We start from the raw sequence: 13,339 nt of genomic DNA on the forward strand, positions 1-13,339 counted from the left end.
GCGCCACGCCGCGTGCGCGGTCTTCAGGAGCCTGCCGTCATGACGATGCCTGTTCGCGCCCGCTGGCAGACCTTGCCCCGCCCGGTGCGTTGGCCGTTGCTGGCGTTCCTGGTGGTGTACGCAAGCTATCTGCTGCTCGGCAACCTGTTGCTCAACACGCCACTCGGGCCGGCCGCGCTCAATCGCAAGCCGGACCGGTTCACCATGCACTGGGGCCCGGCAGTGACCTGGTGGCCGGGCCGGCTGACGCTGTGGAAGGTGGAGTTGCAAGGCCGCTCCACACGCACCCGCTGGAACGTCAGCGCGCAGCGCATGAGCGGGCAGGTGCGGCTGTTGCCGTTGCTGCATCGGCAGTTGCTGGTGCCGGAGCTGCATGCGCACGGTGTGCGCGGCGGCATGCAGGCGGCTGTACCCACAGCTGTTACCGTGGCGACGCCAGCGCCGGGGACAGCGCCGAACACGCAGGTGGCTGCCGCGCCAGCGGCTGACGCAGCCGGTACGCCGCAGCCAACGACCGCGCAGGACAAGCCACCCACACGCACCCCAGACGTCGCGGCGAGCACGCAGCCGCCCGCACGGACGACCGGCGCAGCCGCCCGCATGCCGCCATCCGCCGGGGTCGCCAATACCGCTGGCGCACCCGCAGGTCCCGCATCGACCGCTCCGGCCTGGACCCTGCAGTTCGACCGCATCGTCGCCGATCAGGTGCAGGCAGTGACGCTGCGTCAGCTGCGGATCGAAGGCGATGGTCAGCTGCAGCTCGGTCTGTTCAAGCAGTTGCGTGGCGGGCCGATGGAAGTGTTTCCCTCGCAGGCGCGCTTCGACAACGCACGCATGCGCTGGGGTGACAGCGAAGTGCTGCGCAACGGCCAGCTGCGCATCGAAGCCAGCATCGCGCGGCATGCGCCGGAGCAGGCACGTGGGCTGGCAATGCTGCAGCTTGCCGATGCACAGGTGAGCGTGCATGGCGACACCGCGGCACTGGATGTCGTACGTAATGCGCAGGGGCGCCACACGCTCGCCACACGCGCCGGCACGGGGCGTGCGGATGGGCAGTTGCGCTGGATACGTGGCGCCTTGCAGCCCGGCAGCCAGCTGCAATGGCGCGCACCCCTGCACGACAGCACGCGCACGCCGGCCGCCCTGCTGGGCGAGCTTGCAGCGCAACTGCAGGTGGATCAGGACATGCGCCTGCAGGTGAGCATGCCCGAGCCGGCCGATGCCGGGCTGACCCTGGATGCGGATCTGCGCGTGCAGGGCCGGCAGCTGCCGCTGCAATCGATGCGCAGCCTGCTGCCGCGCACCTCCGGGCATGCGCGCCTGCACTGGCAACTGTCTTCGCTGAGCTGGATTCCGGCGCTGTTCCCGGACGTGGACTGGCTGACGCTGGAAGGCGACGGGCTGGTGGATGCGGATCTGCGCATCGATCGCGGCCAGCTCGGTGCCGGCAGTCGCCTGCAGGTGCCGCACGTGCGTGCGCATGTCGGCGTGATGGGGCATGCGATCGATGGGCAGGCCAGTGCCGACCTGCGGGTGAGCGCCGATGCGAACGGGCAGCTGCTGCCGGCACTTGCCTTGCAGATGCAGCAGTTCTCCATTGCGCACAGTGATGCGCCCACGCGCCCGTTCGTGCAGGGCCGCGATCTGCGTCTGGATCTGCAGACGCGCGCCGATGCACGCAACCTGGCCACGCTGCGCGACGCCACGCGCGCGCATCTGGTGTTCGCCAATGCGCGCGTGCCGGATCTGCGTGCCTACAACCGCTATCTGCCGCGGCAGCAACTGCGTTTCGATGGCGGCAATGGTGTGCTCAGTGGCGATCTGCAGATCGAACCCGGCGGGCGTATCGGCAAGGGTGGCTTGCGCATCGGTGCGCGTGCGGCGCGGCTGCAGTTTGCCGGCCTGGCACTGCGTGGCGATGTGGATGCGGATCTGCGCTTGCAACGCGGCGATCTGCGTGCGGAAAACTTTCGCCTCGACGCCAGCACCATCCAGCTGCGCAATATCGGATTCACCGGGCCGGATGGTCAGCGGCGCGATGGCTGGTGGGCGCGCATCGTGCTGGAGGACACCCGCATGCAATGGCACCAGCCGGTTGGTGTGGATGGACGCGTGCGCATCCAGGTGCGCGATCTGGCGTTCCTGATGGCGCTGTACGCGCGCGACCGTTCGATTCCGAACTGGATGCTGCGGCTGGTGGATGCAGGCCAGGCGCAGGTGACCGGGCGCGTGCATTGGCAGGGCGACACCGTCATCGTCGATCGTTTGCAGGCGCGCAACCAACGCTTCCAGGTGGATGCGCGCCTGCGTTTGCAGGGCAGCCAACGCAGCGGCAGTCTGCTCGCGCGCTGGGGCATGTTGAGCGCGGCGGTTGGGTTGCGCGGCCAGACCCCGGAATGGCATCTGCTGCGTGCACCGGAGTGGTACCAGGCTCAGCCCGATCTGCTGCGCTGAGGTCGGCGCGCGACAATGCGGTGTGAAGGAAAAAGCGCCAGTTCTGTACTGCCTGGTGTTGTTTTGCAGTGCAGCGTGCAAGTGGCGTTCGGGGCGCGCACTATGATCCTGCATCCCGACGTGGGGGAGGGAGCAAAGCCCGCTGGCAGTTCGCTGCAAGCGGGCTTTTTTATTGCCTGAAGCTTGGCCAGTCAGGCCACTTGGCCTCCGCTCAGCGCGCGAAACGCCCAGATGTTGAAGGCTTGCCCAGGCCACTGCCGGGTCGCTTTGAGCATCAACCGCCTACCTGTTCTCGATCCGCGTGATGGGGGGCCAGCGGCCGCGCCTGCATACGTCGCCGGCTTCCGCTAGAATGAGATCAATTCTCATTTATCACCGGGCGCCTTGCCGCCTGGGTCCAGCCGTCCAGGAGGTCATCGTGTCGGTCACGCAAGGCGCGCTTCATCAGCAGGTGGAGCGCCTGTACACCGACCACCACGGCTGGCTGCAGGGCTGGCTGCGGCGCAAGCTGGGCGATGCGTTCGTGGCTGCCGACCTGGCGCAGGACACCTTCATCAGCGTGATCAGCGCGGGCGCCGCCGACGAGATCCGCGAGCCGCGCCCGTTCCTGGCCACCATCGCGCGCCGGCTGATGGCGCACCGGCAGCGGCGCAAGTTGCTGGAAACCAGCTACCTGGAACTGCTGGCTGCGCTGCCGGAGGAATTGGCGCCGTCGCCGGAGCTGCAACTGCTGGCGCTGGAAGCGGTGCAGCAGGTGGACCAGGCGCTGGATGGCCTGCCGCCCAAGGTGAAGGAAGCCTTTTTGCTGGCGCATCTGCAGGAGCTGAGCTACGCGCAGATCGCGCAGCGGCTGGGCGTGTCCAGCAGCTCGGTCAAGCAATACCTCACGCGTGCCAACCGGCATTGCCTGTTCGCCCTGTCGGCGTGAGCTGCACGGATGGCTGATGCCGCCTCACGTCGTGCGCGCACCGCTGCCGGCCAGCGCGCGCCGCTGGCCGGCGGGCAACCGATCAGCGCCGAGGTCGCCGACGAGGCCGCGCAGTGGCTGACGGTGCTGATGTCCGGCACCGCGAGCCAGGCGCAGCTGCAGCGCTGGCAACAGTGGCGCGATGCGCATCCGGACCACGCGCGGGCGTGGGCGCATATCGAGGCGGTGACCGGGCGGCTGAAGACGCTGACCCCGCAGGCGGCCTATCGCAGCCTGTCGCCGTATGCGGGCAGCAACGGCCAGGCATCAGCTGGCCGGCGCAAGGCGCTGAACCTGCTGCTGTGGGGCGGGGTGGCCGGGGCCACCGGCGTGCTGGCCTCGCGCACCGAACGCTGGCAGCGCGCCACCGCCGATTACGCCACCGCGACCGGCCAGCGCCGCGATGTGCAGTTGCAGGACGGCAGCCGCATCACCCTCAACACAGGCAGCGCCATCGATGTGCGGTTCGACGCGCAGCAGCGGCTGCTGCAGTTGCTGGCCGGCGAGATCATGGTGACCACCGCGCACGCGCTGGGCGCGGGCCACGATGCGCGGCCGCTGCTGGTGCGCACCGCGCAGGGCGATATCCATGCATTGGGCACGCGCTTTTGCGTGCGCCAGGACGAACACGACACCCGGCTGAGCGTGCTGGAAAGCGCGGTGGAGGTGCGGCCACGTGCGGCCGCGCAGGCCGTCGGGCGCGTGCATGCGGGGGAGCAGTGTCGGTTTACTGCCGAGGCGCTCGGCGCCATCGCGCCGGTCGATGCACAGGCCGCGGCCTGGGTGCGCGGGCAGCTGGTCGCCGACGAGTGGCGCCTGGATGCGTTTCTCGCCGAACTCGACCGTTATCGCGCCGGGCTGTTGCGCTGCGACCCGCAGGTGGGCGGCCTGCGCGTCTCCGGCGTGTTCCCGCTGGACGACACCGACCGCATCCTGGCAATGCTGCCCAGCGTGCTGCCGGTGCGGGTGAGCCGGCGCAGCCGTTACTGGGTGACGGTGCAGGCGGCCGGGCAGGGCTGAGGCGCCGCCAGCCGGCACCTCGCCGAAAAAAGTTTGCATCCGGGCTGCCCGATCGCCGCAGTTGTGGCACCTCCCCAATGACGGTGTCAGTGCGACACCAAACCTTTGTGGGAACAGCATGTCGATCACTGCCCGCCGCCGCGGCCAACTTTCCTCTTCGTCGTTGCAGCGCAACGCCCTGGTGCAGGCCGTGCAGCGGCCGCTGGGCACGGCCGTGGCGGTTGCGCTCTGCAGCCTGGGCGTGTGTGCGGGCATGCCCGATGCCATCGCCCAGACCGCGCCTGCCACGCAGGATGCACGCCAGGCCTACCGCATCCCCGCCGGCCCGTTGGCGCCGGCGCTGCGTGAACTGGCCGGTTCGGCCAACCTGTTGCTGAGCTTCACCGCCGCGCAGACCGACGGCAAGACCACCGCCGGGCTGGATGGCAGCTACACCGCACCGGCCGCCCTGGCTGCGCTGCTGGCTGGCAGCGGCTTGCAGGCCGTGCCGTTGCAGACCGGCGGCTACGTGTTGCGCGCCGCGCCGCAGCTGAGCGCGAACAATAGCGAGGTGGACGCGTGGCTGCTGCCCACCGTCAAGGTCACCGCGCAGGCCAACCGCAGTGCGGCCACCAGCGGCACCGGCAGCTATACCGCGCGCGCGGTCAGCATCGGCCGCGGTGAGCAGGCGCTCAAGGACATCCCGCAGTCGATCAGCGTGGTCACCCGTCAGTTGATGGACGAGCAGAACATCACCTCGGTCTACGACGCGCTGGCCAGCACCACCGGCATCACCATCGTGCAGAGCCCGCAGGGCGGCAAGTACATCTATTCGCGCGGGTTCGACATCACCACGGTGCAGTACGACGGCGTGCCGCTCAATCGCGGCATGTATGGCCGGGCGAGCAACTACAGCGCCAACATGGGCATCTACGATCGCGCCGAAGTGCTGCGCGGTGCGGCCGGCCTGCTGCAGGGCGCAAGCAATCCCGGTGGCGCGGTGAACCTGGTGCGCAAGCGCCCGCTGGATGTGCCGGGCGTCAGCGTGATGGTGCAGGGCGGCAGCTGGGATCGCTACGGCGCGCTGATCGATGGCGGCGCCAACCTCAGCGCCGATGGCGCATTGCGCGCGCGTGGAGTGATCGACTACCAGGAGCAGCGCTCGTTCGTTGATGGGGTCACGCGCCGCACGCCCACCTATTACGGCACGCTCGACTACACGTTCTCGCCGCAGACCCAGCTCAGCCTGGGCGTGAGCTACGAACAGGTGGAAGGCCGGCCGTTCTTCGGCGGTCTGCCCAGTTTCAGCGATGGCCGCGATATCGGCCTGCCACGCCAGACCAATCTGGGTGCGGCATGGAACCGGCAGTCCTCGTCCAATCGCGGGCTGTATCTGGACCTGGACCATCGCTTCAATGCCGACTGGGTGTTCAAGCTCAGTGCGGTGCAGGTACGCGAGCTGCACGATCTGAAATATGCCAGCTCCAGCCGCGCGATCAATCCGGCCAACGGCATCGGCGCGCTGCTGGCCGCGCGCACCATTTCCGATGCGGACGCCTTCGGCTTCGACGCCAATGTGATCGGGCAGTTCAATGCACTGGGGCGCAGGCACGAGTTGGTGATCGGCAGCAACTTCGCCGAGACCACCGTGGATACGGTCTACGGCAACAAGAACAACTTCCAGACCTTCAATGTGTTCAATCTGCAGCGCAATGTGCGGGCGATCAGCGATGCGGAAATCTTCGCCAATGCACGCGAGGCCCGGCATGGCACCTCGCGCGAATTCGGCTTGTACGGCGCACTGCGCTGGCAGCTGACGGATCCGTTGAGGGCCATCGTCGGCACCCGCGTGAGCTGGCACGACACCCTGTGGAACACCACCACCACCGGGCTGTCGCCGTCGCAATCGATCGAGCACACCCGCGAGACCGGGCAGGTCACGCCGTATGCCGGCCTGTTGTACGCCTTGAGCCCGACCTGGTCGGCCTACGCCAGTTATGCGGACATCTTCCAGCCGCAGAACGCGCAGACCGAAGCCGGCGAGATGCTCAAGCCGATGACCGGTGCCAACTACGAGCTTGGCATCAAGGGTGAGTGGCTGGACGGACGCATCAACAGCGCGTTTGCGCTGTTCCAGATCGAGCAGAAAAACCGCGCCCAGGCCGACCTGACCACCAGCCCCACCTGCCGCAACAACGATTTCTGCTACATCGACAGCGGCAAGGTGCGCAGCCGCGGGTTCGATGCCGAAGTCAGCGGCGAGGTGCTGCACGACTGGAACGTGTTTGCCGGTTACACCTTCAACCGCACCACCTATCTGCAGGATGTCAGCAGCCAGGGCCAGACCTTCAACAGCTACACGCCCAAGCACCTGCTGCGGGTATGGACCACCTACCGTCTGCCGGGCGTGCTGCAGGACGTCACCGTCGGTGGCGGTGTCAGCGCGCAGAGCGCGGCGTATCGGCAGATCGGCACTGCCACCGCGCCGATCCAGGGGCGTGCGGTCTGGAATGCATTGGCGCGGTACCAGGTCAACCGGCAATGGTCGGTGGCGGTCAATCTCAACAACGTGTTCGACAAGCACTACTACAACACCTTGTCGAGCTTCGTTAACGGGCGCTATTACGGCGAGCCGCGCAACGTGATGGTGACCCTGCGCGGCGCGCTGTGATGCGGGCACCAGCGCTGCGGTGGCGCATGGCGCGTGCCGGATGAAAGAAGGCTTTCGCCAAAGCATGGCCTGGCTGCACACCTGGTGCGGCCTGAGCTGTGGCTGGTTGCTGTGCGCGATCTTCCTGACCGGCACGCTCAGCGTATTCCGCGATCCGATCACCAGCTGGATGCAGGGCACACCGGCCTTGCCGAGTGCGAGCACGCAGACGGTCCTGTCGGAAGCAGCGCTGGTGCCGCGTGCACTGGCGCAGCTGCATCAGCTTGCGCCACAGGCGCGCCTGTGGCGGATTACCTTGCCCGCGCAGCCGGGTGAGGCGCTCACGCTGTTCTGGCGGACACCAGAGGGCCAGGATCAGGCAGCGCTGGACCCCGGGAGCGGCGAGTTGCTGCCGTCTCCGTGGGGCCGGCAGACCGAAGGCGGCCGGCATTTCATGAGCTTCCACTACACCTTGCACGGCGGCATTCCCGGCTATTGGCTGGTGGGCTGGGTGTCGCTGTGCGGGCTGATCGCGCTGGTATCCGGGGTGATCGTGCACAAGCGGATCTTTCTGGATTTCTTCACCTTCCGCCCGGGCAAGGGACAGCGCTCGTGGCTGGACGCGCACAACGCCACGGCGGTGCTGACGCTGCCCTTCCTGCTGATGATCGTCTACACCGGCCTGGCGTATTTCTACACCAGCTACATGCCCGCGCCATTGCACGCACTGTATGGCAGCGACGAGGACGCCTACACGCGTTACGCCGATGACCTGTCGCCGGCAGTGCCTGCGACCAGCGCAGACGAAGCAGCAGTCAACAACGTGCCCGCCTATCTGCCGGAGCTGGTGCAGCGTGCAGACTCGCTTAACTCTGCGCCCGCGCAAACGCTGGTGATCGAGCGGCCCGATCAACCCGGCAGCAAGCTGCGCGTGATCGCGCGCGTGGCCGCGACCGGCAGCTCGCGGCGCCTGCTCAACCCAGCCAATAGCGTGGTATTCGACGCGAACAGTGGCGCGCTGCTGGAGCGGCACGCGGATGCCGCACGCACGGACCTGCACGCGCAGGATGTGGAAGAAGTCATCAAGACCCTGCACGTGGCCGGGTTCGGCGGCTGGACCAGCAAATGGCTGTATTTCATCTGCGGCCTGGCCGGCACCTTGATGATGGCCACCGGCACCTTGCTGTTTTCGATCAAGCGGCGTCGGCGTAGCGAGCAGGAGTTCGGCGCGGCCACCGCCGGCATCTATCGGGTGGTGGAAGCGCTCAATGTCGCCGCGCTTGCGGGAACCGCCTTGGCGAGCATTGCGTCTTTTTATGCCAACCGCCTGGTGCCGATCGCGCAGGCCGGGCGCAGCCAGATCGAGATCCACGCATTCCTGTGGGTATGGGCAGCAACGCTGTTGCATGCGCTGCTGCGCCCGCCCGCGCGTGCATGGGTGGAGCAACTGGCGATGACGGCGCTGCTATGTGTCGGCTTGCCGCTGCTCAATGCGGTCACCACCGGGCAGCATCTGGGCGTGTACCTGGTTGCCGGCGACCTGCAGCGCGCCGGGGTCGAGCTGGTCTCGCTCGTCTTCGGCGTTGCATTTGCTTACGCAGCGTATCGGGCGCACCGCAGCGCCGTGCGACCGGTACCGACACGCGCCAGGCGTGGTGCCGCTGCCGCGATGGATGTGTTGTGAAGCCTGCTTCGAGCACCGCGTCGGTGACGCGCTACCGCTGGTCGGTTGCCGGTCGCGTGCTTGCTGCCAGCGTCGGCGGCTATGCGCTGACCTCCACCGGCTGCAGCGTGCTGGCGCAGCTGCTGTCGCGGTTCGCCGGCGTGTCGCCTGCGGTCTCGGTGCTGAGCATGACCTTGCTGAGTTTCGCCATCTACACCGTCGTCGTGCTGTGGATGTTTCGTGCGCGCAGTGCATTGCGCATGTGGGGCTGGCTGGGCGTGGGTATCGCTGCGCTGGGCGGTGCGAGCTGGTTGCTGGGACATCCGCCATGGATGGGCTGATCACCGCGCTGCTGGACACCGCGCTCTGCCATGCCGCGATGATGGCCCTGGCCGTGGCGATGCATCGCCACTACGAGCAGCTCACCGGCCGCCGCACTGCGCCGATCATGCAGCGATGGTTGCTGCGTGCGATGGCTGTCTTTCTGTTGATCGCCGCGCTGATGCTGTGCGTGCTCGCTTGGGGCGGAACGGTGGGCACCTTGTTGTGGCTGGGGTTTGTCAGCGTGGCCGCGCTGTGGGTGGCGCTGGGCCTGGCGTACGCGCCGCGCTGGAGTGCGTGGCTGGCAGTGCTGCTGGGCTGCGTCGCATGCGGCGTGATGGGTTGGCACGTGCTGTAGTTTGCTGTTGTTTGAAAGCCACACACACCGACCATCTCGACTGGTACTTGCCCGCCCACCGTCGCGGGACCTTACGCGGCATGGATGCCGCGTAAGAGCCTACATGGACGTACTTGCGGCGTGTCCTGCGATGGTGGGCGGGCAAGGGCTCTGCAGCCAGTCTGCAGAGCCGCCGCTCTACAACTGATCCATCTGCACTTTCCAAGCCCCAGTACACAAGGCACAAGGCAGTCGAGACCGAGAACGGTGGGCTTGTTCAGCCGCGATCGGATGCTTGAATCAAAAAGCTCGGTGAGTCGAGTGCGCGGCGTCCTCACCGCTCGCGGGACACGCCGTGAACCCATCCCTGGGGGCTCGGTGGCGGCATCCATGCCGCCACACGGTCCCGCAACCGGCGAGGCCACCGCACCAGACAGTTGGTCGGCTGCTTTCCTGAAAGCGTGTGACTCGGACTGCGTCGCAGACGTGACATTTTCAGGTTGCGTGTTGGAGGCCTGCCTGCCGCTCGGCTTGCGATGGAGAAATGATGAAAGTTGGGCGAATGCCGAGTGATCCAACCAGCGCACTTCGTGAACCGCATGCACCGCTTGCAACCATGCAGACCGACCATCTCGCCAGGTCCTTGCCCGCCTACCGTCGCGGGACCTTACGCGGCATGGATGCCGCGTAAGAGCCTACAAGGACGTACTTGCGGCGTGTCCTGCGATGGTGGGCGGGCAAGGGCCCTGCAAGGAAGCCTCAGATCACATGCTTCGCCTCTGCTTGCCCGCCTCATCCGGCCTGAGCGCAAACAGCCGGCTTTCGAACTCTGACGCTGTTCAACACGCGATACCTTCACCACTTCCGGGACACGTCGTAAATCATCCGTGGAGTTCCATGGCTGCATCCATACGGCCAAGGAGCCCGCAACCAGTGAGGACATCACGCCCGCCGACATGACCGCATGCTGATGGGACTACACGCAGCGCGGTGGTAACCCCTGTAGTTGCATTGCTGCCTCTAGACACCGCTGGATCAACCGTAGACACGTGCCGCCATCGCGCAGGGATGCCAGAATCGGCGCATGTCGCTGCCTATCTCATCCGTGTCTCCTGCGCTCACCGCCCTGATCGAGCGGGCTGTGGCGCGTGTCCGTCATGCCGTGCCGGCCGACCAGCCCTGGCCGGGCGATGACTTCGCTCGGCAGCTCGAACAGGTTGCGCTCGCCAGCGAGTTTGCGCTCGATACCTTGGCGCGTCAGCCGGCATTGCTGCAGCACCTGGCGCAGCCGGATCCACCGCCGTTGCCACTACCGGTGCTCGACCCCGCACAGCCCCAGGCCTGGCCGGCGCAGTTGCGGCGCTACCGCAGTGCCGAATCCACGCGCCTGGTCTGGCGCGATGTGCTCGATCTGGACAGTGTCGATGCCACCCTGGCCGGTGCCACCCGCCTGGCCGAAACCTGCCTGCAATGTGGGCTGCAGGCGTTGGAGCAGCAATTCCGCGACCGCCATGGCCAGGTGATTGCCGAAGACGGCAGCGTGCAGCGGCTGGTGGTGTTCGGGCTGGGCAAGCTCGGTGGTGGCGAGCTGAATTTTTCCTCGGATGTGGATCTGGTCTATGCGTATCCGCAGGGCGGCCAGTCCGATGGTGCCCGCCCGTTGGCAGCGGAGGAATATTTTGCGCGGCTTGGCCAGCAGTTGGCCAAGCTGCTCGACGAGACCACGGCCGATGGATTCAGCCATCGCGTGGATCTGCGTCTGCGCCCGTTCGGCACGGCCGGGCGGGTGGCCCTGTCGTTCACCGGCATGGACCAGTACTTCCAGCGCGAAGGACGCGACTGGGAGCGCTATGCCTGGCTCAAGGCGCGCGCGGTGGCCGGCGATATCGATGCCGGCGAAGCCTGGCTGGAGACGCTGCGGCCCTTCGTCTACCGGCGTTATCTGGACTTCACCGCACTGGACGGCCTGCGCGAGATGAAGGCGGCGATCACTGCCGAAGTCGCCCGCCACGATCGTCTGGACGACATCAAGCGCGGGCCGGGCGGCATCCGCGAGATCGAGTTCCTGGCGCAATCGCTGCAGCTGATTCGCGGTGGGCGCGAGCCGAGCCTGCGCGAGCGTCGCCTGTTGCCTGCCTTGCAGGCGCTGGTGGAGGCCGGCCAGATCGATGCGGACAACGGGCATGCATTGACCGAGGCGTATCGCTTCTTGCGCCGGCTCGAAAATCGTCTGCAGATGTTGCGCGATGCACAGACCCATGCCTTGCCGCAGGCGCCGCTGGATCGCGAACGCATCGCGCTGGGCCTGGGTTATGCGGATTGGCCGACATTGCTGCAGGCACTCGCCCCGCAACGCGCGCGCGTTGCCGCCGAATTTGCCGAGCTGCTGGCACCGCGCGTGCGCGCCACCGCCCCCGATGCGCTTGCCGACTACTGGCGCGCCTTGCCGGAAGGCGATGCCGCGCCGCTGGCTGGCATTGGATTGCACGATCCAGCCGGCGCGCATCAGGTGCTGGCCGATTTTGCGCAGTCCTCCGGCGTGCGTGCGCTCTCCGATACCGCAAGCGCGCGGCTGGACCGCGTCATGCCGGCGCTGCTGCATGCGGCCACCCGCGCCAGCCAGCCGGATGCCGCCGTGCGCCGCGTGCTCGGCCTGCTGCAATCCACCTTGCGCCGCACCAGCTACCTGGCGCTGCTGGACGAACAACCCAGCGCACTCGCACGCCTGGTCGATGTGCTCTCGCGCAGCGCCTTGCTGGCCGAGCGCCTGGCTGCGCATCCGCTGTTGCTGGACGAACTGCTCGACACCCGCATCAGCGGTCCGTTGCCCGACCGCGATGCGTTGCACGCTGCGTGCCTGGACACCTTGCAGATCGAGGACACCGAAGCGGCGCTGCGCGAACTCAACGAGCGCCGGCTCGCCTTGAGCTTCCGCATTGCGCTGGCCACGCTCGATGGCCGCCAGCAGGCGGTGGACAGCACCCAGCAACTGGCCTGGTTGGCCGAAGCGGTGGTGCAGACGGTGCTGCAGCTGGCGCGCCGCGAACTGATCGCCGCGCACGGGCAGGTGCCGGGCGGGGCGTTCGCCATCATCGGCTACGGCAGCCTGGGCGGCCTGGAGCTGGGCTTCGGCTCGGACCTGGATCTGGTGTTTCTCTACGACCATCCACGCGAGGTGGAAGCCTCCGATGGCAAGCGAGCGCTGGAAGCAGGGCGCTGGTTTGCGCGGCTGGCGCAGAAGGTGATGACACTGCTGGCCGCCGAAACCGGCGCCGGCCGTCTCTACGAGATCGATGTGCGGCTGCGCCCGGATGGCGGCAAGGGCGCGTTGGTGTCATCGCTGGCCAGTTACCGCGACTACCAGCGCGAGCGCGCCTGGACCTGGGAGCATCAGGCGCTGGTGCGTGCACGTGCGGTGGCCGGCGATGCGGCGCTGTGCGCGGCCTTCGCGCAGGTGCGTGCCGACACGCTGACACGTGTGCGCGACACCGCCGTGCTGCACGAGGACGTGCGCAAGATGCGCGCGCGCATGCGCAGCGAACTGGATCGCAGCGATGCGGGGCGGCTGGATCTCAAGCAGGGCGCCGGCGGCCTGGTCGATCTGGAATTCGTCCTGCAGGCCGGCGTGCTCGGCCAGGCCGCACAGCATCCTGAGTTGCTGCTGGCCTGCGCCACGCCCGCCTTGATCGATGCCTTGGTGCAGGTGCAATGGCTGCCGGCCGAGCGTGCCGCACCGCTGCACCAGGCGCATGCCGCCTTGGTGGAAGCGGGCCTGAGTTGCACCCTGGATCGCCGGCCGCGGCTGATCCCGCCAACGCCTGCCATCGAGCAGGCACGGCACAGCATCTTCACTACCGCGCACGCGCAAGGGCTGGAGTTTCCGCTCGGCAAGGACGTGGCAACGCTACCGCCTTGAGTGGCCGGTAGCTGGCGTTGCAAGGTGAGATG

The 13,339-nt window shown here is 67.5% G+C and carries 7 protein-coding genes and 2 pseudogenes; all 9 read left to right on the forward strand.

The genetic code is table 11. From position 1 onward, the window contains the following. Window positions 1–39: 39 nt before the first annotated feature. Window positions 40–445: pseudogene (locus ACCQ04_RS02735) on the forward strand (hypothetical protein); the annotation flags it as partial. Window positions 446–663: 218 nt separating this feature from the next. Further along, window positions 664–2,454 (forward strand): annotated as a pseudogene (locus tag ACCQ04_RS02740) (hypothetical protein); the annotation flags it as partial. Between the two features lie 418 nt (window positions 2,455–2,872). Then, the gene (locus ACCQ04_RS02745) at window positions 2,873–3,382 is read left to right on the forward strand and encodes a sigma-70 family RNA polymerase sigma factor (RefSeq protein WP_016902856.1); all 510 of its coding nucleotides are present in this window, start codon (window positions 2,873–2,875) and stop codon (window positions 3,380–3,382) included. Window positions 3,383–3,391: 9 nt separating this feature from the next. Beyond that, complete coding sequence (locus ACCQ04_RS02750) at window positions 3,392–4,441, forward strand: FecR domain-containing protein (protein ID WP_226426917.1); 1,050 nt, start codon at window positions 3,392–3,394, stop codon at window positions 4,439–4,441. A gap of 118 nt (window positions 4,442–4,559) precedes the next feature. Then, window positions 4,560–7,091 (forward strand): TonB-dependent siderophore receptor, encoded by a 2,532-nt coding sequence (locus ACCQ04_RS02755; RefSeq protein WP_226426916.1) that lies wholly within the window; start codon window positions 4,560–4,562, stop codon window positions 7,089–7,091. A gap of 64 nt (window positions 7,092–7,155) precedes the next feature. Beyond that, the gene (locus tag ACCQ04_RS02760; protein WP_226426915.1) at window positions 7,156–8,754 is read left to right on the forward strand and encodes a PepSY-associated TM helix domain-containing protein; all 1,599 of its coding nucleotides are present in this window, start codon (window positions 7,156–7,158) and stop codon (window positions 8,752–8,754) included. Beyond that, window positions 8,751–9,074: a hypothetical protein gene (locus ACCQ04_RS02765; RefSeq protein WP_226426914.1), complete on the forward strand. Its 324-nt coding sequence runs from the start codon at window positions 8,751–8,753 to the stop codon at window positions 9,072–9,074. Before ACCQ04_RS02760 ends, ACCQ04_RS02765 begins: the two co-directional genes overlap by 4 nt. Beyond that, a complete protein-coding gene (locus tag ACCQ04_RS02770) occupies window positions 9,062–9,412 on the forward strand; it encodes a DUF3325 domain-containing protein (protein ID WP_226426913.1) in 351 nt (116 codons plus the stop codon). The genes ACCQ04_RS02765 and ACCQ04_RS02770 overlap by 13 nt, the downstream gene beginning before the upstream one ends. Before the next feature lie 1,063 nt (window positions 9,413–10,475). Further along, window positions 10,476–13,307 carry a bifunctional [glutamate--ammonia ligase]-adenylyl-L-tyrosine phosphorylase/[glutamate--ammonia-ligase] adenylyltransferase gene (gene glnE / locus ACCQ04_RS02775; RefSeq protein ID WP_226426912.1) on the forward strand — a complete coding sequence of 944 codons (2,832 nt, stop codon included), beginning with the start codon at window positions 10,476–10,478 and terminating at the stop codon, window positions 13,305–13,307. The last annotated feature ends 32 nt before the right edge of the window (window positions 13,308–13,339 follow it).

Origin of the sequence: Xanthomonas sp. NCPPB 2866, assembly GCF_041475745.2 — a bacterium.
GTDB lineage: Bacteria > Pseudomonadota > Gammaproteobacteria > Xanthomonadales > Xanthomonadaceae > Xanthomonas > Xanthomonas arboricola.

Bases quoted from the DNA above. Each gene is read 5' to 3' on its own strand.
- ACCQ04_RS02760 (WP_226426915.1), top strand. From the start codon at position 7,156: ATGGCCTGGCTGCACACCTGGTGCGGCCTGAGCTGTGGCTGGTTGCTG.
- ACCQ04_RS02755 (WP_226426916.1), top strand. From the start codon at position 4,560: ATGTCGATCACTGCCCGCCGCCGCGGCCAACTTTCCTCTTCGTCGTTG.
- ACCQ04_RS02770 (WP_226426913.1), top strand. From the start codon at position 9,062: ATGGATGGGCTGATCACCGCGCTGCTGGACACCGCGCTCTGCCATGCC.
- glnE (WP_226426912.1), top strand. From the start codon at position 10,476: ATGTCGCTGCCTATCTCATCCGTGTCTCCTGCGCTCACCGCCCTGATC.
- ACCQ04_RS02750 (WP_226426917.1), top strand. From the start codon at position 3,392: ATGGCTGATGCCGCCTCACGTCGTGCGCGCACCGCTGCCGGCCAGCGC.